Consider the following 22,293-nt stretch of genomic DNA (forward strand, 5'->3'; position numbering starts at 1 on the left):
CTGAACACTTGGCTCATGGATTTTACGTTGAACAGGTAGTTGCCGTTATTCTTTGCTATTTTCCATTGTCCTGATCTGCTCAAACCACCGCCTGGCACAATGCAGTGCAGGTGAGGGTGCAAACTCATATTCTGGCCCCAAGTATGTAGCACCGCAATCATCCCCATTCTACCACCAAGGTGCTTGGGATTGTCCCCAAATTGCTGCAAGGTCTGCCAAGCAGCTCTGAACAGACTGCCGTACACTATTTTGCCGTGGCTCAATGCGTAGCTGTTAAACTCGCTGGGAAGGGTAAACACCACGTGAAAATAGGGAACGTCCAAGAGTTCATCCCCGCGTGCACGGATCCACTCCTCGCGCTTGTGCCCCTGACAGGTTGGGCAATGCCTGTTCCTGCAACTATTGTAACTGATGTGCAACGCATGGCAACAATCGCATTTATCAATATGTCCGCCCATAGCTTTGGTTCGGCACCTTCTTATGGCCTGCAAGGCTCGGTAATGCCAAGAGGTCAGGCTCAAATTTCTGAGCTGTAGCTGCTCCATTTCTAAAATATCAGCCACCGTATGTTTGGGGCGCATTAATCGTAGAGCTTATCCAAAGGAGAAAACTTCGAACCACTGGGCAGATTGGCCACATGCAGATAGGTCAGGGTCATCTCGATATGCGCATGGCCCAAAAGTTCTTTTAGGCTGACAATGTCAACGCCATATTCCAACAAATGCGTGGCAAAGGTGTGGCGCAAGGTGTGGGCGGTTATCTTTTTGGAACTGCCTATTTTACTGCGGTTTTCCTTGATGACCCATCGGATTCCATTGGTGGTCAACCCCCGAGCTACTCCATCTTTGGTGACCTGACTGTTGAAAAGATAGCCTTGAGGATTTTCCGTTTTGATATATTTCTTTAGCCCTCTGACCAGATATTTACTTAAAGGGACATAGCGGTCGATCTTCCCTTTTTTCTTGGGGATAAAGACCGTTCTGCGATCAAAATCGATGTCTGCCAATTTGAGATTGCAAAGTTCGTAGCTGCGAATTCCACAGCCGTAAAGCATTCCAATGATCAAACGGTGCTTAAGATACTTGGGCGCTTTTAAAAGACGCTTGACCTCTTCCTGACTCAGAACAATCGGCAGTTTCAAATCCCGTTTGATCTGGGGCAAAGCTACCCGCTTGGTCTCCATGCCCATGATTTTGTAGGCGGCCCTCAGCCCAAAAATGGTGTGCTTAAAGAAACTTTCAGATGGGGTTTTGTGGAGTTTTTGGCAGTAATAAAGGTAAGACTCAATATTTTCCACCGAAAGCGTTTCTGGGCTCTGTTTATAATGCAGGGCAAGATGTGCTAGGCATCGGAGGTAATTGTTTAAGGTGCTTTTGGCTTTGCCGTTAATGGAAAAGCTCTGCTCCAATTTGTTCTGGAGCGTACTGAAACCTGCTACTTCCTCAAAAGCGCGTTCAGCAATGGTTTTACTTTTTTTTAAACATGATATTAGATTTAATATTTAGCTACAAATTAATAAATCTATTACATTTACAAAAAGAACATCCGATCTGAAAGGTTCAGGAGGGCTTCCGACCGGTAGGGAGGATTCGTTCAACACAGATTCCAGTAAAGTTAATAGCATATTTTACGATGATGGCATTATCGCCAAAATAGTTTGGTATGGTGCTGATTCAAGAATAGATAGTTTAAAAACGTATTATACTTCCGGAAATTTAAACGAAGTTTTCTACCATGATAACATTGGTCGGTTTTTAAAAGGAAAACAATATAATTCTGAAGGTGAGATTTTAACGACTTGGGATTTTAAAAATGGTACTGTATTAAAGCGTTCTGACTACAGACTTTCTTACAACACAAAAAACAAAGCGATTATTAACAAGGCTCAAGACGCAATAAAAAGTAGTAATGAAAAGCTTTTAAAAAATCCAGACGACTTTAATTCATTTTACAGCAGAGCTGCAGCTAGATATATATTAGGCAACTATACCTTAGCGCTTAGAGATTTTAAACTACTTGAAGGGAAAATAGACAAAATCGTTAAAGACAAAAACATAATAGGCCCTAATAAAACACAGGCGGCAGTTTTTGACTATTTAGCTGGTATTTATGAAAGTTATGAACTAGAGAATCACACGGTTCACTATAAAATAAAAGCCATTAACACCTCTCCAAAAGAAAGTCGATTATACTATAACTTAGGAGCTTACCTCACTAAAATAAAAGCTTACGATCTTAGCATCAGCTACTTAAATAAAGCTATAGAAATGGTTCCCAAACACGGTTTTGCACAATGGCTTTTGGCTATAGCGTATTCTGATTTAGGTGAAAATGAAAAAGCTATGAAAAACATTAATGTAGCTTTTCAGCATGAAGATGGCATTTATAGACGCAGTCAAGGTACAGCAGAAAGGGATTTAAGAACCACACGAGGCCTTCTCTATCACCGTTTGGGAGAATCTCAAAAAGGTATTTCTGATCTAAAAAAAGCTTTAAGAATAAATAAAAACAACTCGTTTGCGTTACGCAACCTAGGCGTTATTTATCATGACCTTGGGGACTTCGCTAAAGCTTGCGAGGTATTAACAAAAGCCAAAGATCTCGCTTATGAAAAAGTACATGACAAAACTGATTTACAACCTTATTTAAAAAATGCCTGCAATAAAGAGCATTCAGAGTTTGAGACCGTTGAACCGGCTCTACAACTGTCAGTATATCCAAATCCAACGCAAGATTTTGCCTACGTTAAAAACTTGGATGCTGAAAATTTTGAATATGAAATTTACAATTTTGAATCAAAGCTAATCAAGCAAGCGGTCGCTACTACTAACGCCATAGATTTCTCTGATCTTGCTACGGGTTTATACATTTTAAAAGTGAAGGCCAATAACAAAACACACACGTTTAGAGTGGTAAAAGAGTAAATTTTCGCTCCTTAAAATTATTAACTTTCTAGAATTTTATAGTATTAGAATCCGCTTTTTTTAGGTCCGTATTTGAAAATCCTATTTAATTTCATACTTTGCAGATACTAAACTCCATATAACTAATGACGGACGTTACCAGAATTTTTGATATCCCTAGGCATCAATTAAAACACTACAACCTTAAAAAGGCGCTTATTACAAAAAGTGACGGCGAATGGAAATCAATTTCTTCTAAAGAATATGTAGACCAAGCCAATGCCATTAGTAGAGGTTTATTACGCTTGGGGGTGCAGCCAAATGATAAGATTGCTGTCATTTCTACCAATAATAGAACGGAATGGAATGTTATGGACATTGGCATCTTGCAAATTGGAGCACAAAACACTCCTATCTATCCAACAATTTCTGAGCAAGATTACGAATATATCCTAAACCACTCTGAATCTGTCATCTGTTTTGTCTCTGATGAAGAGGTTTTGGCTAAAGTGAATGCCATCAAAGCCAATACGAAACTAAAAGCCATATATACTTTTGACGCTATTACAGGTGAAAAAAACTGGAACGAAATTTTAGAATTAGGTAAAGATGAGAGTAACCAACAGGAGGTAGAAGCACGGATGGCTGCTGTTAAACCAAACGATTTGGCCACTTTGATCTATACTTCTGGCACCACGGGAAAACCAAAAGGCGTTATGCTATCTCATGACAATTTGGTATCTAATGTGTTAGCAAGTCAAAAACGTGTACCATTTGAAAATGGCAAGTCTAAAGCCTTAAGTTTTTTACCGGTTTGTCACGTTTTTGAGCGGATGGTTATCTACCTCTACCAATATTGTGGGGTAGAAATTTATTTTGCAGAATCAATTGACAAAATGAGTGACAATCTGAAAGAAGTCAAGCCAAATGTGATGACCGCAGTGCCAAGGTTGTATGAAAAAGTATATGATAAGATTGTTGCCAAAGGAAGTGAATTAACAGGGATCAAGAAAAAATTATTCTTCTGGGCTATCGAGCTAGGTCTTAAATATGAGCCCTACGGCGCTAACGGTTGGTGGTATGAAACACAACTTAAATTAGCCAGAAAACTCATTTTCAGCAAATGGAAAGAAGGCCTTGGTGGTCAATTAGAACTTATGGTTTCTGGAAGTGCTGCATTGCAACCACGACTGACGCGAACATTTGCTGCGGCAGGAATGCCTATCATGGAAGGCTACGGCTTAACGGAGACGTCTCCTGTAATTGCCGTAAATGATATGCGCGATGGTGGTTTCAGGGTAGGCACTGTTGGAAAGGTTTTAGACAAAGTGATGATTCAAATAGCTTCGGATGGAGAGATTCTTGTAAAGGGACCAAACGTAATGTTGGGCTATTTTAAAGAACCTGAAAAAACAAATGAAGCTATGACTGGCGATTATTTTCACACTGGCGACATTGGAGAAATTGATGCTGACGGCTTTTTAAAGATTACGGACCGTAAGAAAGAGATGTTTAAGACCTCTGGCGGAAAATATGTGGCCCCTGCGCTGATTGAAAACGAGTTAAAACAGTCGCGTTTTATTGAGCAAATTATGGTGATTGGTGAAGGCGAAAAAATGCCCGCCGCACTGATTCAGCCAAATTTTGAATTCATTAAAGATTGGATCAAACACAAACAAATGGATGTTCAGTTGGACAATAATTCTATCGGAAAGTCAGAAATTGTGCTCGCAAGAATCCAAAAGGAAATAGATAAGGCTAATAAACATTTTGGCAACTGGGAACAGGTTAAGAAATTTGAACTGACCCCCGATATTTGGACTATTGAAGGTGGACATTTAACCCCCACCCTAAAAATGAAACGAAAAATTATCAAAGAAATTTATAAAGATCTTATTGAAAAGATTTACAGACCATAAAAACAAAGAGCTTCATTGAAGCTCTTTTATATTAGTTCAACCTCAACTTCTTATCCACAATCCGCTCAAAATAATCTTGTTAAAATTCCTGGCACGCTATTTATGTCGCTTCCATTCATGAGTTTTATTACCAATCAGATTATTCTCAAGATTTTTACCGTTAATATCATAAAAACCCATGGCTTGTTGTCCATCAAACGTACAGATGTAATTGTCATGTAACATATGATATTACGGCGCGTTAGAGTTGATTACAAAAGGCACAACCCCATCTTCAGAAATCAGACTCCTACCCCAACTTCTAGAAGGTTCAATATATCCTATAATATCCAACAACGTTGGATAAATATTAATTTGCTGCGCCAAATCGGTATTTGTGCCAACCAAGCTTCCATCCGATTTATAAAACAGAATCGGTACCGATCGCCTATTGATGACGAAGTTGAACTTTTTATAAATAAATCCACAAAATTTAGTGCGCAGGCAATGAAGTTCTTCAAAAAATGCATAGAATAAGAGCTTACGGTACCAAGATCTGGTGTGGTAACGTTTAGCGGTACGATGGATAACAAAATAAGTAGGATATTGACATATAAAATGGCATCGTTATCAAAAGCCAATCCGTAATAAGACAGCCTCAAAAACTCCCCTGCAAAGTATGCTTCCAAAACATCATAATTATAAAGAAAGAATAAAAACCTGCTAAAAAACAAAACACATAAACCAAAAACAGGCGGTAACATAAAATTGTGTATTCCCTGTTTCCTAAAAAATAAAGCCATGTCAAAAGTGTGATGGTAAATAGTGGCGGCAAAAGTACAAATAACCCATACACAATAATAAAATCGTGCTAGATAATAGTCATTTACAAAGACTAAAAATCCCATGTCCCAACCTCTAAAATTTATAAATAAATTATCACAACTTACTATGCATGCATAATAAATTTTTGTATATTTGGTTTCCTTATAATTAAAAATGAAAGATAAAACCATTGATTATGTACTCAAAACCACTTGGTTAGCGGTTACTAAAATGTATAATGAAGAAGCTTCTAAGTTTGACAGTACCATGGCAACAGGTTTCGCTCTATTGAGTATTGATCCTGAAAAAGGGACCCCATCTACAGCGATGGGACCCAAAATGGGAATGGAAGCCACAAGTTTGTCCAGAACTTTAAAGTCTATGGAAGCACGCGGCTTGATTGAGCGTCGCCCAAATCCGGAAGATGGCCGCGGAGTTTTGATTTTTTTAACTGATTTTGGAAAACAAAAGCGTGCCTATTCTAGAGAAAAAGTACTGATTTTTAATGAAACCATTCGAAAGAGCGTCACTGACGAACAACTGAAACACTTTTATGAAGTGGCTGAAGTAATCAATAATATGATTTCAAACAAAAATATTTACAATCAAAAAGAAAATAGTTTATAATAACATGAGCAAACGTAGAATAAAAAAAGTAGCCATTGTTGGCTCCGGAATTATGGGAAGCGGTATTGCATGTCATTTTGCCAATATTGGTGTTGATGTGTTGCTTCTTGACATTGTACCAAAAGAATTGACTGATGCTGAAAAAGCTAAAGGATTAACTTTAGAGGATAAAGCCGTTAGAAACAGAATTGTGAATGATTCTTTGACTGCATCTCTAAAATCGAAGCCCTCTCCTATTTACCACCAATCTTTTGCGAGTAGAATTAGTACTGGTAATCTTGAAGATGACATTGCTAAAGTAAAGGATGTGGATTGGATTATGGAGGTGGTTGTGGAGCGCTTAGACATTAAGCAACAAGTGTTTGAAAAACTTGAAAAGCACAGAACGCCTGGCACATTGATTACCTCTAACACTTCTGGTATCCCTATCCACTATATGAGTGAAGGAAGAAGTGAAGATTTCCAAAAACATTTCTGTGGCACGCACTTTTTCAACCCTGCGCGTTACTTAAAATTATTTGAAATCATTCCTGGGCCAAAAACCTCTCAAGAGGTATTGGATTTCTTAAATGGTTATGGCGAAAAATTCTTAGGAAAAACATCCGTAACAGCAAAAGATACACCTGCGTTTATTGGAAACCGTATCGGAATTTTTGGTATTCAGAGTTTGTTCCATCAAGTTAAGGAAATGGACTTAACGGTTGAAGAAGTTGACAAATTAACTGGTCCGGTTATTGGCCGTCCAAAATCGGCCACCTTCAGAACTGTTGATGTGGTTGGATTGGATACATTAGTGCACGTGGCCAATGGTATTTATGAAAATTGTCCTAAAGATGAATCTCACGAGCTTTTCAAATTGCCAGATTTCATCAACACCATGATGGAAAACAAATGGTTGGGAAGTAAAACTGGCCAAGGCTTCTACAAAAAAGAAGGCAAGGATATTAGAACTTTAGATCTCAACACCTTAGAATATAGAGATAGGAAATCGGCACGCTTTGCGACTTTAGAACTGACAAAAACTGTGGATAAAGTGGTTGACCGCTTCCCGATTTTAATCTCAGGAAAAGATAAAGCTGGCAAATTTTACAGAAAGAATTTTGCAGCAATGTTTGCTTATGTTTCCCACAGGATTCCGGAAATAACAGAGGAGCTTTATAAAATAGATGACGCCATGAAAGCTGGATTTGGATGGGAACATGGGCCTTTCCAAATTTGGGATGCCGTTGGTGTGGAAAAAGGAATAGAATTGATGAAAGCGGAAGGCTTAGAACCTGCTGCTTGGGTTACTGAGATGCTGGCATCAGGTAACAAATCATTCTACACCGTTAAGGAAGGCAACACCTTCTTTTACAATATTCCATCAAAAAAGCAAGAAAAAGTTCCGGGACAGGATGCCTTTATCATTTTAGATAACATCCGTAAGTCGAAAGAAGTCTATAAAAACTCTGGTGTTGTTGTTGAAGATTTAGGAGATGGCATTTTAAATGTAGAATTCCAATCTAAAATGAACACTATTGGTGGCGATGTGCTTTCTGGCTTAAATAAAGCGATTGACATTGCTGAAAAAGATTTCGTAGGATTGGTTGTTGGTAACCAAGCCGCAAACTTCTCTGTAGGTGCCAATATCGGAATGATCTTTATGATGGCTGCAGAGCAGGAGTATGACGAATTGAATGCGGCAATCAAATATTTCCAAGATTCGATGATGCGTATGCGTTATTCTTCTATCCCAACCGTTGCGGCACCTCATGGTATGGCACTTGGTGGTGGGTGTGAATTATCAATGCACGCTGATATGGTTGTTGCTGCAGCTGAAACTTATATGGGACTTGTAGAGTTTGGTGTAGGTGTGATTCCTGGCGGTGGTGGCTCAAAAGAGATGGCACTGCGCGCTCAGGACAACTTTAGAGAAGGTGATGTCAAATTAAACACACTTCAAGATTACTTTTTAACAATTGCTATGGCCAAAGTCTCCACATCAGCTTATGAAGCTTTCGATTTGGGTGTATTACAAAAAGGAAAAGATGTTGTCGTAATCAATAAAGACAGACAATTAGCCACTGCTAAAGCACATGCTAAATTAATGGCAGATGCGGGTTATACCCAACCTATAAAACGCACCGATATCAAAGTACTTGGGAAACAAGCGCTAGGGATGTTCTTAGTAGGAACAGACGCTATGGAAGACAGCAAATACATCAGCGAACACGACCAAAAGATTGCCAATAAACTGGCATACGTAATGGCGGGAGGCGATTTATCAGAACCAACCCTAGTGTCTGAACAATATTTATTGGATTTAGAACGTGAAGCGTTCTTATCTCTTTGTACCGAAAGGAAAACTTTGGAAAGAATTCAACACATGTTGAAAACAGGGAAACCGTTACGTAATTAGAAAATAGAATAAAGAATAAAGAGAAGAGAAGCCATATAAGAATGTTTTGAAATAGATAAAAAAGTCTTATTTCTCTTATCTCTTTTCTCTTTTCTCACTAAAAACACATAATATAACCATGAGAACCGCATATATAGTAAAAGCATACAGAACTGCTGTTGGTAAAGCGCCCAAAGGTGTCTTCCGATTTAAAAGGACTGACGAGCTCGCTGCCGAGACCATTCAGTACATGATGAAAGAATTGCCTAACCTCGACAAAAAACGTATTGACGATGTTATTGTGGGTAATGCAATGCCAGAAGGCGCACAAGGCTTGAACATGGCTCGATTTATTTCGTTAATAGGCCTTGATAGTGTGGATGTACCTGGTGTTACCGTCAATCGTTTTTGCGCTTCAGGCATCGAAACCATTGGGATTGCTACAGCAAAGATTCAAGCAGGCATGGCCGATTGCATCATTGCAGGTGGTGCCGAAAGCATGAGTGCTGTACCGATGACCGGATTTAAACCAGAATTGAATTATGATACCATAAAAGCTGGTCACCCTGATTATTATTGGGGAATGGGAAATACGGCAGAAGCAGTTGCCAACCAGTTTAACGTCTCTCGTGAAGATCAGGATGAGTTTGCTTACCATTCGCATATGAAAGCTCTAAAAGCACAAGCCGAAAATCGCTTTCAAAATCAGATCGTGCCTATTACTGTGGATGAAACCTATGTGGATGCCAATGGCAAGAAAGCCACAAAATCTTATACAGTAACTAAAGATGAAGGTCCCAGAGCTGGCACAAGTTTAGAGGCACTCGCCAAACTACGTCCAGTATTTGCCGCCAACGGAAGTGTGACCGCAGGAAATTCATCACAAATGAGTGATGGTGCTGCCTTTGTAATGATTATGAGTGAAGCCATGGTGAAAGAATTGAATCTGGAGCCCATTGCGCGATTAGTCAATTATGCAGCGGTAGGTGTTGAGCCTCGAATTATGGGAATTGGTCCTGTTAAGGCCATTCCGAAAGCATTAAAACAAGCAGGTTTAGAACAAAAAGATTTGGAATTAATTGAATTGAATGAGGCTTTTGCTTCTCAGTCCATTGCTGTCATCAGAGAGCTCAATCTAAACGCAGACATCGTTAACGTGAATGGTGGTGCAATTGCCCTAGGTCACCCATTGGGTTGTACAGGTACAAAATTATCGGTACAGTTATTTGATGAAATGCGCCAACGCAACATGCAAGGTAAATACGGTGCTGTCACGATGTGTGTAGGTACAGGTCAGGGAGCTTGTGGAATATTTGAATTCCTTAAGTAATTAGAACATAGAGTAGAGAAAATAGACAAGAGACTTTTATAATGGGGGTTAGAAAACGTCATAATTATAAAAATTTGAAAATTTGGTCTTTAGGATTGGAAATTGCAAATGATATTTCTGACCTATTGGTAGAGTTTCCAAAACACGAACGTTATGATCTAACTTCTCAATTGAGTAGGTGCTCTGTTTCAATACCAAGTAATATTGCTGAAGGATCCGCAAAAACTGATAAGTCATTTAGCAACTACCTGGATATATCTTTAGGGTCTTCCTTTGAATTAGGAACTCAATTATTAGTAGCCAAACACAGAAAATATATAAACGAACAAAAATTAAAAACGCTAGAAGAAAAAAATAGAAGAATTCCAAAGGATGACCATGGGATTTCAAAATGGACTAAATCAATAGTCTATTTTCTCTACTCTTTTCTCTCTTTTCTTAAACAAAAAACATGGAAACACAACAAGAAAAAGAAATACTACGCGGGGGTCAATTCCTCGTTAAGGAAACGAAATGCGAAGACATTTTTACGCCGGAAGATTTTAATGAGGAGCAAAAAATGATGCGCGACTCAGTTATTGAGTTTAATGACCGTGAGATTATTCCGCACAGAGACCGTTTTGAAGCTAAAGATTATGCACTGACAGAAGAAGTGATGCGTAAAGCAGGAGAAATGGGATTCTTAGGGGTTGCAGTTCCTGAAGCTTACGGCGGATTGGGTATGGGATTTGTGTCTACCATGATTGTTTGCGAATACATTTCAAGTGGCACTGGATCGTTCAGTACAGCCTTTGGAGCGCATACCGGAATCGGAACCATGCCAATTACACTCTACGGAACTGAAGAACAAAAACAAAAATATGTTCCAAAATTAGCGACTGGCGAATGGTTTGGCGCGTATGCATTAACAGAGCCTGGTGCGGGATCTGATGCCAACTCTGGTAAAACCACCGCTACTTTATCTGAAGACGGAAAATCTTATAAAATCAACGGACAAAAAATGTGGATCTCCAATGCTGGTTTCTGTGATTTGTTTATTGTATTCGCACGGATAGAAAATGATAAAAACATCACTGGTTTTATTATTGAAAAGGATCTTAATAATGGCATTTCTTTAGGTGAAGAAGAGCATAAATTAGGAATTCATGCATCCTCAACAAGACAAGTGTTCTTTAGTGATACTGTTGTTCCTGTTGAAAATATGCTAGCCGGTCGTGGTGAAGGCTTTAAAATTGCCATGAATGCATTAAATATTGGCCGTATTAAATTGGCTGCCGCCTGTCTTGACTCTCAAAGAAGAATTACCACCTCTGCCGTTCAATACGCTAATGAACGCAAGCAATTCAACACCCCAATTTCCGACTTTGGAGCTATTAAGTTAAAATTAGCGGAAATGGCAACCAATTGTTACGCCGGTGAATCAGCATCATACAGAGCTGCTAAAAACATTGAAGACCGTATTGCACTCCGCCAAGCGGCGGGTAACTCACATCAAGAAGCGGAATTGAAAGGTGTTGAAGAATACGCTATCGAATGTTCTATCTTAAAAGTTGCCGTTTCTGAAGATGTCCAGCATTGTGCTGATGAAGGTATCCAAATTTTTGGAGGCATGGGCTTTTCTAAGGACACGCCTATGGAAGCTGCTTGGAGAGATGCACGTATTGCAAGAATTTATGAGGGCACCAATGAGATCAACAGAATGTTATCTGTGGGCATGTTGGTCAAAAAAGCGATGAAAGGCCATGTAGATTTATTAGGTCCTGCACAAGCAGTGGCTGATGAGTTAATGGGCATTCCTTCTTTTGACGCACCTGATTACTCTGAGTTATTTGCAGAAGAAAAAGAGATGGTGGCCAAACTTAAGAAAGTCTTCTTAATGGTTGCTGGTGCCGCAGCTCAAAAATTTGGTGAAAAATTAGATGACCAACAACAATTGTTATTGGCTGCATCTGATATTCTGATCGAAATTTATATGGCAGAATCGACTATTTTGAGAACTGAGAAAAATGCAAAACGTTTTGGTGAGGCATCTCAAGAGATTCAGATCGCAATGTCTAAATTATACTTATACAACGCTGTTTCTATAGTTGAGAAAAACGGTAAGGAAAGCATTATTTCATTCGCTGAAGGAGATGAACAACGTATGATGCTGATGGGTCTGAAACGTTTTGTAAAATACACGAACTACCCGGATATCGTCGATTTACGTAAAGCAATTGCTGAAAAAGTTAAATCGGAAAATAAATATAGTTTCTAAATTTCTGACTAACATAAATTTGTTAACTAAGAAAAGCCAATTCATTAATTTGAATTGGCTTTTTGATTGATGAAAATTGATAGTTTAGTTGGTTTTAAGCGCTCTGATTTTCAATAGACTTTCGTATAGTGACTTCGCGATAGATTCTTGATGATTGTTACTGGTTAAGATCGCTTTATCTTTATCATTTGTAATAAATCCGAGTTCCAATAATACTGCCGGACATTCCACATTTTTTAGAATATAGAACCCTGCAACATTTATTTTACCGCGATTAGAGAATTGATTTAACTGGTTTTCGACAAGAATTTTACTGTATGTATAAGAAGATTCCTGATAATTGCTTTTATCATAATAAAATCCCTCCACCCCACTAATATTGGAATCTTGATGGGCGTTAGAATGTAAACTGATCACTAAATCTGGATTGACTTGATTTATAAAACGTACCCTTTCAGATAAGTTTAAGGATTCATCGTTAGTTCTAGTTTCAATGATTTTGATTTTTTGATCGCTGTACGCGGCTAGTCTATTAGATATTTGAAGAACAACATCTTTTTCAATAAGGTTACCTGAATCTGTACCACCGTGTCCAGCATCAACTACAACGACCAATTGTGGTTTGCTGTCTTTGAAAGAGCTTAAAGTGAAAATTGCTGCAAATAGCGTCAAGGCGATTAAAGATTTAACTGTTCGTTTTAGTACTGATGATTTTGATTGATGTAACATGATGAGTCTGGTTTTTATATGATTAAAATTAAATCCGCTGGTAAAAGGCATTGGGCCATAGTTATTTCCTGAATAAATAATAGTGTTAGAATAGGTTGTAATATCTACTCCTGATTGAATGACCTGATCATCTGCTATGAATTCGTGATTTTCCCGAATCTGCCGTCTATAAAGCCACACAAAAGGATTGAACCAAAACACACAATTTAACAACTCAATAATCAGAATATCGAATGTATGCCACTGTTTTGAATGGATCATCTCATGTTGAAGGACATTCTTCGCATAGGCTTCGTCTGCCAATTGTTTTGGGTCAATAAAGACATAATTAAAAAAACTTGAAGCATTCTGTTGTTCAGCAATCCCCACCAATTTTAAACCACCAATAGTCTTGTTGCTATTTTTGGTCAGCTTAATAATCCGAAAAAAATTAAGTCCATATCTTACCAAAAGCACTAACAGGACAATGAAATAGCTTGACACCAAGAGGTTGTTGAAAGAATTGTCAGCCTTTTCCACTGTTTCCACAGTTCTCCCAGTAAGCAAATCTTCTGAAATTATTGCACTATCATCGGATTGAAAATTTATTTCAGGTAGACTTGGAATAGTATTAAAAAGCTCGACCTCCATAATAGGTGCTAGCAAACTAAGGACGAGGGATGTTAATAGGAAAAATCGATTAAACTGAAACGTTTTTTGATTTTTTAGAAACAAACGATAGACTAAAAAAGAACATCCTAAACTGACTATGGTATAAACGATATAATGGATCATTATTTTTTCTTTTGATCGATTTTTTGTTTGACTAATTCCTGGAGTTCTTCTAATTCTTCCATACTAAAATCGGCATTTTTGGTAAAAAAAGAGGCGAACTGAGACGTAGAATCATTAAAAAAATGAGTAATCATGGTTTTCATTTGTGAAGCGAAGTATTCATTCTTTTTAAGAATAGGAAAATATTCCTTGTCACGCCCTAACCTATTAAAGCCAATGTAATTTTTATCACACATTCTACTCAGCAAGGTCGAAACTGTTGTATATGCAGGTTTAGGCTCTGGAAAAAGATCTATAATATCTTTCATAAACCCTTTGTTGAGGATCCATAGATATTTCATCACTTGTAGTTCGGTTTTATTTAATTGTTTTATATCCACAAATATAGTTTTAATACTACAAATGTAGTAATATAAATTATATATGCAAGTTTAGATTGAAAAATTATATCTTTATGAAAATGAATTTCTATGAGATCCTCTTTTTTATTCCTTTTAAGTTTTAACTATATATTTAGTTTCGCACAGCCTAATACAGAAGTTTTTCTATTTGATTTGAATGGTGCTAATGGAACTTTTAAAGTGTCAAATTTTAAAAATATTTCTAACAACGACGGTTATGACAATCAGCCTTCGTTCATGGATAATGGAACGATATTATATGCTGGAACTCGAAATGCCCAAACAGACATCATCAAATACAACCTCAACTACGGATTAAAAACTTGGATTAGCTTTACGGAAGGTGGCGAATATTCACCCTTAAAAATTCCAAATCAAAATGCCGTGTCGGCAATTCGATTGGATCCTGATGGAAAGCAGCACCTGTATCGTTACGATTTAAAAACAATCACCAATGAAGTTCTCATTAAGGACCTAGTAATTGGCTATCATGTGTGGGCTGGCCAACATCAAATCGTTTCTGCTGTTTTAGAGGATGATGGGCTCTCATTGTATATTTCAGATTTAAGAACCAAAGAAAATAAAAGAGTGGCAACGAATATTGGTAGGTCGTTACACCAAATTCCTAATACGGATTTGATTGGTTTTATTTCTAAAAACACCTCTGGTATATCAGATATCAAATCGTTCAATCCTATAAACGGTGCCATCAAAACTATTGCGAGAGCACTTCCAAATAGTGAGGACTTATATTGGCTCACAGTGAACAGCATATTAATGCCCAAAGATGATGTTATTTATAAATTAGATACAAAGAGCACTATAGGTTGGACTGCAGCTGTCTCTTTAAAAGAGTTTGAGATTATCAACCTTACCCGATTAGCGATCAGTCCTGACGGGACAAAGCTGGCCATTGTGGGCGAATTAAGTGATCAAGCAATTATGAACACAAGCGTTTCTGACCAACCCTTGGCCCCAACCCTTGAAAACATCAAGTGGATTGCTGGCAATTGGAAAGGAGAGGCGTTTGGCGGACAAACCGAAGAAAACTGGAGTGAACCTTCAGGAGGTTCAATGATGGCGACGTTTAAATTAATCGATAACGGTACTGTGGTCTTTTATGAGATCGAAATCATTCGGGAAGTTGAGAACAGCTTGATGTTACAGCTAAAACATTTTGGCAATGACCTTAAAGGCTGGGAAGAAAAAGATGAGACCATCGATTTTCCATTAAAGGAAATCACACCAACCAAAGTTGTTTTTGAAGGCATGACCTTCGAGAAAATAAGTGAAAATGAAATGAATATTTACGTCGATATTAAGCAAGATGATGGCAGCATTAAAAATGTAAAATTCAATTATACAAAATAAAAACAGATCTAATTCCCTAAAAAAACTAATATGAATTATATTTTAAACTATAGTCTTGCCTTGTGTTTCTGTGCGAGTCTAAATGCACAAACAGATCAAAAAATCTACGATATTATTGATGGTGTTTCTGCGGAGCGCATTGAAAAAGATGTTCAAACCCTTGTTAATTTTGGTACCCGAAACACGTTTAGTGATACTGTGTCTAATACCCGTGGGATTGGTGCCGCCCGACGTTGGATAAAAAAAGAATTTGAAACCATCTCCAAGACCTGTAATAATTGTTTGGATGTATCCTACCAAAAGGATTTTGTAACCAAAGAAGGCAACAGTCGCGTGCCTCACGACGCTTGGATTGTTAACGTGCTGGCCGTTCAAAAAGGCAGCAAATATCCTAACCGCTATATCATTATGAGCGGCGATATTGATTCGCGCGGCAGTGACACAATGGATTTCACCACAGATGCTCCAGGTGCCAATGATAACGCTTCCGGAATGGCGGGCACCATTGAGGCGGCTCGTGTCTTATCAAAATATAAATTTGAAAGCAGCATTATTTACGTAGGGCTATCCGGAGAAGAACAAGGGCTTTTTGGCGGTGCTGGCTTAGCTGCTTATGCTAAAGAACAAGGTTGGGACATTATTGGAGTTCTCAATAATGACATGATCGGAAATATTGAAGGTGTTGATGGGGTCATTGACAACCGTGCCTTTAGAATTTTCTCTGAACCCGTCCCTCCTACTGAAACTGAAAAAGAGCGTCAAATGCGCCGTTTTTATGGTGGGGAAGTCGATGGTATTTCACGTCAATTGGCACGCTATGTGCATAAAACCACACAAACCTATATGCCGGAAATGAACCCAATGATGGTGTATAGATTGGATCGCTTTGGTCGTGGAGGCCATCATCGTCCTTTCAACGATTTAGGTTTTCCTGGCATCCGAATTATGGAAGCTCACGAAAATTACACTCAGCAACATCAAGATATTCGCACTGAAAATGGCATCACTTATGGAGACACCTTTGAACACGTTAATTTTCCATATGCTGCCAAACTAACCACGGTAAACGCCATAAATTTGGCTAGTTTGGCATTAGCGCCGCCACCACCTAAAATGGTTGCCATTGGGGGCATTGTAGAGGCCTCAGCTAAATTAAAATGGGATTCTGTTGAAGGCGCTAAAGGCTACAAAATTTATTGGAGGGATACAACCTCCCCAACTTGGGACCATTCTAGATACGTTGAAAATATTGAAGAATTCACCCTCAACGGAATTGTCATTGATAATTACTATTTTGGTATTGCTTCTGTAGGGCCTGATGGCCATGAAAGCGTGGTAGTGTTCCCAAATTCAATTTTAAGAAACTAAATAATGAACAAGTACATTTTAGCGGTTTTTGCATTAGTAATAGTTCAATCCATAACAGCCCAAGAGAAATCCTTTACAATACAGGATACCTTGAGAGGTTCTATTACTCCAGAGCGCGCTTGGTGGGATTTGACGTATTACCATTTGAATATTGAAGTTGATCCGGACTCTAAATCCATAAAAGGAAAAAACACCGTTCATTATAAAGTTTTAGAACCCCATACCGTGCTTCAAATTGATTTGCAAGCGCCATTAACGATTACCAAGGTGATTCAAAATAATACACCTTTGGAAGTTAAGCATCAGGGCAATGCACATTTTATTACCTTAAAAAGTGCTCAGGAATTAGGAAGCATGCAAAGTTTGGACGTCTATTATGAAGGGCACCCAAAAGAAGCCGTCCGAGCACCTTGGGATGGGGGGGTTTCTTGGAAAAAAGATGACAATGGTAATGATTTTGTGGCAACCTCTTGCCAAGGGCTGGGTGCCAGCGTGTGGTGGCCTAACAAAGACCATATGTATGATGAAGTAGATAGTATGCTCATCAGCGTTACTGTTCCGAAGAATTTGATGAATGTCTCCAACGGACAGCTGCGTAGTATTGAAGATCATACAGATGGCAAAAAAACTTATAATTGGTATGTTAACAATCCCATCAACAATTATGGGGTCAATGTAAATATTGGCGATTACGTTCATTTTTCTGAAGTTTATAAGGGCGAAAAAGGTCCGCTCAAAATGGATTATTATGTCCTAAAATACAACTTAGAAAAGGCGAAAAAACAATTTAAAGATGCACCACGCATGATGGAAGCTTTTGAACATTGGTTTGGACCCTATCCGTTTTATGAAGATGGTTTTAAATTGGTAGAAGTGCCGTATTTGGGAATGGAGCACCAAAGCTCAGTCACTTATGGTAACGGGTATGAAAACGGGTACTTAGGACGTGATTTATCAGGTACTGGTTGGGGTTTAAAGTTTGATTTTATCATCATCCACGAGTCAGGCCATGAATGGTTTGCGAATAACATCACCTACAAGGATATTGCTGATATGTGGATTCATGAGAGTTTTACCGCTTATTCCGAAAGTTTGTTTTTAGATTATTTTTATGGAAAGACCGCGGGCGCCGAATATGTTATTGGTACGAGACAGGCAATCCAAAACGATACCCCAATAATTGGGCCGTATCATGTCAATCAATCTGGCTCTAGCGACATGTACTATAAAGGCTCCAACATGCTGCATACCTTAAGACAATGGATCAATAACGATGACAAGTGGCGAGAAATTTTAAGAGGATTAAACGAAACATTCTACCATCAAACCGTCACTACCGCACAAATTGAAAATTATATTTCTGAAACTTCAGCAATTGATTTGAGCGCTTTTTTCAATCAATACTTGAGAGACAATAGAATTCCCACCTTGGAATATGAACTTAAAGACCAACACTTGAAATACCGTTGGATCCATACAGTCCCGAATTTTGAAATGCCCATTGCCGTGTCTATCGATGGGGAATATCAAAAACTAACACCTAAAACAAATTGGTCCACCATGACCGTTAATGGAAATACCATGATTGTTGATTCTAATTATTATGTGACTTCGAAAAAACTCTAACAACATAGGCTACACCAAAATCATGAAAAAATGGGACTAAGTTAATAGTAACTTTATATTGAGTCCATCCCGTAAGAAAACCCAGTAGCATCCTAATGGGTTTTTAATACAATCAAACCAAAATGGAACATCTTAGTTTGTCATGTCGAATGCAATGAGACTTCACATAGTTTGTCATGTCGAATACAATGAGACATCACATAACAGAAGTCTACCGAGGATTACTGTTATGGGATTCCTCCTTACGTCGGAATGACAAACTCTAAGAGGAAGGACCAAGACACAGTTTGTCATGTCGAATGCAATGAGACATCACATAACAGATGTCTACCGAGGATTACTGTTATGGGATTCCTCCTTACGTCGGAATGACAAACTCTAAGAGGAAGGACCAAGACACAGTTTGTCATGTCGAATGCAATAAGACATCACATAACAGATGTCTACCGAGGATTACTGTTATGGGATTCCTCCTTACGTCGGAATGACAAGTTCTAAGGGGAATGATCGAGACATAGCTTGTCATATCGAATGCAATAAGACATCACATAACAGATGTCTACCGAGGATTACTGTTATGGGATTCCTCCTTACGTCGGAATGACAAACTCTAAGAGGAAGGACCAAGACACAGTTTGTCATGTCGAATGCAATGAGACTTCACATAACAGAAGTCTACCGTGGATTACTGTTATGGGATTCCTCCTGACGTCGGAATGACAAACTCTAAGAGGAAGGACCAAGACACAGTTTGTCATGTCGAATGCAATGAGACTTCACATAACAGAAGTCTACCGTGGATTACTGTTATGGGATTCCTCCTTACGTCGGAATGACAAAATCGAAAGGCAATGAGACATCACATAATATAGGTCTACCGAGGATTTTACCATTGATAATTGAGCTTAATCAATACTTTACTCTAAATCCCACTTATAAAACTGCCGTAGGGATCTTGAAATTGAGTGCCTTCAGAAAACCGAAACTTATTTAATTGTTTAAATTCCACCAAAGCCCACAGCACGAATTCTTTTACGAAATAGCTCTCGTGCTTATTAAGGTTAGGTTGGTGTGATGCTAACAACTCATCTAAAGGGGTAATAGCATCTAACAGATTTTTATACTCTTTATCAGTTAAATCATCTAACAGTTCAAATCCATCCTTTTGATTAAAGAACCAAGAAATAACATCGTCATAAGCAGTCTCAGCATCATCTTTCTTCAATTTCTCGATCTTCGGGAAAAACTCTTCAAACAGACTTTTGACAGCTTCGCCAATTAAATTATAAGCCACTACTGCGGCACCTTCCTGTTCGCCTTCATACACCAATTCTACTTTTCCTGTGATGGATGGAATGATGCCAACAAAATCACTCAAGCGCACGATTGTTTTTTCATCGCCAGCTTTTAAAGCGCGACGCTCCGCAGTACTCAATAAGTTCTCTAAGGCTGTAATGCTCAAACGAGCACTGACACCACTCTTGGAATCAATAAAGTCACTATCCCGAGCTTCAAAAACAATCTGCTCCAGTAAATCTCTTGCCAAATCAGGAACCTCAACCATCTCTTTTTGTCCTTCCACTAAGCGCGCTTCTTGTTCCGTAATTAAGCGTGCCGTTTCAATATCCGATGGATAATGGGTCAGAATTTGAGAACCAATTCTATCTTTCAATGGTGTAACAATGCTGCCTCTGTTGGTGTAATCTTCAGGGTTTGCCGTAAATAGAAATTGAATATCCAAAGGCAATCTTAATTTGAAGCCTCTAATTTGAATATCGCCTTCCTGTAAAATATTAAACAAGGCCACTTGAATCCGTGCTTGTAAATCAGGTAATTCATTAATGACAAATATGCATCGGTTGGCACGCGGAATCATCCCGTAGTGAATCACACGATCATCAGCGTAACTCAATTTTAAATTGGCTGCTTTAATCGGATCTACATCACCAATTAAATCGGCAACAGTCACATCTGGTGTTGCCAATTTCTCAGCAAAACGCTCGCTTCGATGTAACCAAAAAATAGGCGTATCATCGCCTTTCTCTTTGATCAATTCTCTGGCAAACCTAGAAATAGGGTGTAATGGATCATCATTAATTTCTGAACCTTCTACAACGGGAATATATTCATCCAAAAGATTGAGCATCAAACGCGCTAAACGCGTTTTTGCCTGTCCACGTAAGCCTAATAGATTGATATTATGTCTTGATAAAATGGCGCGTTCCAATTCCGGAATAACGGTATTTTCGTAACCATGGACACCTTCAAAAGTGGTTTCTCTGTTTTTAATTTTCAGAATCAGATTATCTCGTAATTCATCTTTTATGGATTTGCTTTGGTATCCGGCTTTTTTAAGTTCGCCTAAGGTTGTTATCTTTTTTATATTCATTTTTTATTTTTTAAGTCTGAGAAAGCCAACAGTAGTTCTTTCGGTAAGTATTACTCTCTATCCGCAATCTCTTCTCTCTTTTCTAAATTCTATTTTCTCTTTTCTCTATTCTCTACTCTTAAAACTCACCCCCTAATTCTTTTCTTCCTATTCGTTTCATAATCTTCAAAAATCATCTCGCCTAAACCTTTAAGTCCGGTGTAAAATGCTTTTCCTTGGTTGGCATGTGTAAATTCTCTCACAAACTGCATTAAGTAGGGATCTTGAGCAATCATAAACGTGGTAATTGGAATATGCAATCTTCTGGCCTGCTGGGCCATATCATAGCACTTGTTGGTAATGTACGGATTCAACCCCACACTGTCTTTATAATATTGTCCATCAGGCAAGCGCAAACAACTGGGCTTCCCATCCGTAATCATAAAAATTTGTTTGTTGGTATTTCGCTTTCGTCGTAGTAAATCCATTGCCAATTGCAAACCGGCAACAGTATTGGTATGATAAGGACCAACTTTTAAATAAGGCAAATCCTTAATTTCAATCTGCCAAGCGTCATTTCCGAATACGATAATATCTAAGGTGTCTTTTGGATAACGTGTAGTGATCAGTTCTGCTAAAGCCATGGCGACTTTTTTAGCGGGGGTGATGCGGTCTTCGCCGTATAAAATCATACTGTGGCTGATATCAATCATTAAGACTGTACTCATTTGCGATTTATACAATGTTTCTTCAACCACCAAATCGTCTTCAGATAATCTGAAATCGCCAATACCGTGGTTGATTTGTGCATTTTTTAAACTCTCAGTCATCGATACTTTATCTAAAGCATCCCCAAACTGATAATTCCTAAAATCGCCCGTATGCTCATCGCCAATTCCGGGGCTTTTACTTTTATGATTCCCTTGTCCGCTGCGTTTGATACTCCCAAAAATATGGTCTAAGGCTTGTTGGCGGATGGCGCGCTCTGTTTTTGCAGTAATGGCCATTCCGCCCTTGCCGTCAGGATCAATTTCTTCTTTGATATAGCCTTTTTTCTTGAGGTCTTCAATAAAATCATCAACGGTATATTCTGCAGTAGTCAGTTTATACTCCTTATCTAGCTCGCGTAACCAATCAATGGCTTCGTCAAAATCGCCAGAAGTATGTGTAATCAGTTCCTTGAAAATTTCAAATAATTTATCAAAAGGCGACTGAAATGGGGCTTCGTAGGTCTTAAAGACAAAGCCTTTACGTTTATTTTTATCATTTGTCATAGCCTTATAAAAATACGACATTTTACACGATCACTATTGCTATTAACATCGATTTTGCTAATCAAGTAATACGTTTTTGTTATCTTTAGGGCAAGTCATTGATCTATAGCGCTTCACTAGCCTATAGGATCAACAACCTTCATGAGCATAACTGTAACTAATCAA

At 38.4% G+C, this 22,293-nt stretch carries 16 protein-coding genes and 2 pseudogenes; 11 read left to right on the plus strand and 7 right to left on the minus strand.

Features of this window, described 5'->3' with window-relative positions:
• Positions 1-581, minus strand: a 581-nt coding sequence (locus tag JEM65_RS10845) for an IS91 family transposase (protein ID WP_199599309.1), incomplete at its 3' end; no start/stop codon positions are given.
• Positions 581-1,408, minus strand: coding sequence for a tyrosine-type recombinase/integrase (locus tag JEM65_RS10850; RefSeq protein ID WP_233530618.1), 828 nt, complete (start codon positions 1,406-1,408; stop codon positions 581-583). The genes JEM65_RS10850 and JEM65_RS10845, both read right to left, overlap by 1 nt.
• 751 nt (positions 1,409-2,159) lie before the next feature.
• Between JEM65_RS10850 and JEM65_RS23110 the strand changes: the two are divergent.
• The 3 genes and pseudogenes from JEM65_RS23110 to JEM65_RS10865 form a co-directional block, all read left to right on the plus strand.
• Positions 2,160-2,267 (plus strand): annotated as a pseudogene (locus tag JEM65_RS23110) (hypothetical protein); the annotation flags it as partial.
• On the plus strand, positions 2,268-2,924 hold the full coding sequence (locus JEM65_RS10860) for a T9SS type A sorting domain-containing protein (RefSeq protein WP_199599315.1): 657 nt from the start codon (positions 2,268-2,270) through the stop codon (positions 2,922-2,924).
• A 125-nt stretch (positions 2,925-3,049) separates the two neighbouring features.
• The gene (locus JEM65_RS10865) at positions 3,050-4,822 is read left to right on the plus strand and encodes an AMP-dependent synthetase/ligase (RefSeq protein ID WP_199599317.1); all 1,773 of its coding nucleotides are present in this window, start codon (positions 3,050-3,052) and stop codon (positions 4,820-4,822) included.
• A gap of 320 nt (positions 4,823-5,142) precedes the next feature.
• On the opposite strand, the gene JEM65_RS10870 is transcribed toward JEM65_RS10865, so the two are convergent.
• The gene (locus JEM65_RS10870; protein WP_199599318.1) at positions 5,143-5,490 is read right to left on the minus strand and encodes a hypothetical protein; all 348 of its coding nucleotides are present in this window, start codon (positions 5,488-5,490) and stop codon (positions 5,143-5,145) included.
• 310 nt (positions 5,491-5,800) lie between these two features.
• Here JEM65_RS10870 and JEM65_RS10875 point away from each other — a divergent pair, with 310 nt between their 5' ends.
• From JEM65_RS10875 to JEM65_RS10895, 5 genes and pseudogenes are all read left to right on the plus strand, one after another.
• On the plus strand, positions 5,801-6,253 hold the full coding sequence (locus JEM65_RS10875; protein WP_199599322.1) for a MarR family winged helix-turn-helix transcriptional regulator: 453 nt from the start codon (positions 5,801-5,803) through the stop codon (positions 6,251-6,253).
• 4 nt (positions 6,254-6,257) lie between these two features.
• Complete coding sequence (locus JEM65_RS10880; protein ID WP_199599323.1) at positions 6,258-8,651, plus strand: 3-hydroxyacyl-CoA dehydrogenase/enoyl-CoA hydratase family protein; 2,394 nt, start codon at positions 6,258-6,260, stop codon at positions 8,649-8,651.
• A gap of 118 nt (positions 8,652-8,769) precedes the next feature.
• Positions 8,770-9,960 (plus strand): acetyl-CoA C-acyltransferase, encoded by a 1,191-nt coding sequence (locus JEM65_RS10885; RefSeq protein WP_199599325.1) that lies wholly within the window; start codon positions 8,770-8,772, stop codon positions 9,958-9,960.
• Positions 9,961-10,001: 41 nt separating this feature from the next.
• Positions 10,002-10,368 (plus strand): annotated as a pseudogene (locus JEM65_RS10890) (four helix bundle protein).
• Positions 10,369-10,411: 43 nt separating this feature from the next.
• Positions 10,412-12,217 carry an acyl-CoA dehydrogenase family protein gene (locus JEM65_RS10895; RefSeq protein ID WP_199599327.1) on the plus strand — a complete coding sequence of 602 codons (1,806 nt, stop codon included), beginning with the start codon at positions 10,412-10,414 and terminating at the stop codon, positions 12,215-12,217.
• Between the two features lie 84 nt (positions 12,218-12,301).
• Here JEM65_RS10895 and JEM65_RS10900 read toward each other — a convergent pair whose 3' ends face one another.
• Positions 12,302-13,720 (minus strand): M56/M15 family metallopeptidase, encoded by a 1,419-nt coding sequence (locus JEM65_RS10900; protein ID WP_199599329.1) that lies wholly within the window; start codon positions 13,718-13,720, stop codon positions 12,302-12,304.
• The gene (locus tag JEM65_RS10905; RefSeq protein ID WP_307810555.1) at positions 13,720-14,100 is read right to left on the minus strand and encodes a BlaI/MecI/CopY family transcriptional regulator; all 381 of its coding nucleotides are present in this window, start codon (positions 14,098-14,100) and stop codon (positions 13,720-13,722) included. Before JEM65_RS10905 ends, JEM65_RS10900 begins: the two co-directional genes overlap by 1 nt.
• 90 nt (positions 14,101-14,190) lie before the next feature.
• On the opposite strand from JEM65_RS10905, the gene JEM65_RS10910 reads away from it, so the two are divergent.
• The 3 genes from JEM65_RS10910 to JEM65_RS10920 are packed head-to-tail and all read left to right on the plus strand — an operon-like array spanning position 14,191 to position 18,486.
• On the plus strand, positions 14,191-15,492 hold the full coding sequence (locus tag JEM65_RS10910; protein ID WP_199599331.1) for a DUF6265 family protein: 1,302 nt from the start codon (positions 14,191-14,193) through the stop codon (positions 15,490-15,492).
• Between the two features lie 30 nt (positions 15,493-15,522).
• The gene (locus JEM65_RS10915; protein ID WP_199599333.1) at positions 15,523-16,860 is read left to right on the plus strand and encodes a M28 family peptidase; all 1,338 of its coding nucleotides are present in this window, start codon (positions 15,523-15,525) and stop codon (positions 16,858-16,860) included.
• A 3-nt stretch (positions 16,861-16,863) separates the two neighbouring features.
• Entirely contained in the window at positions 16,864-18,486 is a 1,623-nt protein-coding gene (locus JEM65_RS10920; RefSeq protein WP_199599335.1) for a M1 family metallopeptidase, read from the plus strand.
• Between the two features lie 922 nt (positions 18,487-19,408).
• Here JEM65_RS10920 and JEM65_RS10925 read toward each other — a convergent pair.
• A complete protein-coding gene (locus JEM65_RS10925) occupies positions 19,409-20,875 on the minus strand; it encodes a magnesium chelatase (protein ID WP_199599337.1) in 1,467 nt (488 codons plus the stop codon).
• 125 nt (positions 20,876-21,000) lie between these two features.
• Complete coding sequence (locus JEM65_RS10930; RefSeq protein WP_199599339.1) at positions 21,001-22,128, minus strand: vWA domain-containing protein; 1,128 nt, start codon at positions 22,126-22,128, stop codon at positions 21,001-21,003.
• Positions 22,129-22,293: the final 165 nt, after the last annotated feature.

This window comes from Gelidibacter salicanalis (assembly GCF_016469035.1).
GTDB lineage: Bacteria > Bacteroidota > Bacteroidia > Flavobacteriales > Flavobacteriaceae > Gelidibacter > Gelidibacter salicanalis_A.

Bases quoted from the DNA above. Each gene is read 5' to 3' on its own strand.
- JEM65_RS10860 (WP_199599315.1), top strand. From the start codon at position 2,268: ATGGTTCCCAAACACGGTTTTGCACAATGGCTTTTGGCTATAGCGTAT.
- JEM65_RS10865 (WP_199599317.1), top strand. From the start codon at position 3,050: ATGACGGACGTTACCAGAATTTTTGATATCCCTAGGCATCAATTAAAA.
- JEM65_RS10875 (WP_199599322.1), top strand. From the start codon at position 5,801: ATGAAAGATAAAACCATTGATTATGTACTCAAAACCACTTGGTTAGCG.
- JEM65_RS10880 (WP_199599323.1), top strand. From the start codon at position 6,258: ATGAGCAAACGTAGAATAAAAAAAGTAGCCATTGTTGGCTCCGGAATT.
- JEM65_RS10885 (WP_199599325.1), top strand. From the start codon at position 8,770: ATGAGAACCGCATATATAGTAAAAGCATACAGAACTGCTGTTGGTAAA.
- JEM65_RS10895 (WP_199599327.1), top strand. From the start codon at position 10,412: ATGGAAACACAACAAGAAAAAGAAATACTACGCGGGGGTCAATTCCTC.
- JEM65_RS10900 (WP_199599329.1), bottom strand. From the start codon at position 13,720: ATGATCCATTATATCGTTTATACCATAGTCAGTTTAGGATGTTCTTTT.
- JEM65_RS10910 (WP_199599331.1), top strand. From the start codon at position 14,191: ATGAGATCCTCTTTTTTATTCCTTTTAAGTTTTAACTATATATTTAGT.
- JEM65_RS10915 (WP_199599333.1), top strand. From the start codon at position 15,523: ATGAATTATATTTTAAACTATAGTCTTGCCTTGTGTTTCTGTGCGAGT.
- JEM65_RS10920 (WP_199599335.1), top strand. From the start codon at position 16,864: ATGAACAAGTACATTTTAGCGGTTTTTGCATTAGTAATAGTTCAATCC.
- JEM65_RS10925 (WP_199599337.1), bottom strand. From the start codon at position 20,875: ATGAATATAAAAAAGATAACAACCTTAGGCGAACTTAAAAAAGCCGGA.
- JEM65_RS10930 (WP_199599339.1), bottom strand. From the start codon at position 22,128: ATGACAAATGATAAAAATAAACGTAAAGGCTTTGTCTTTAAGACCTAC.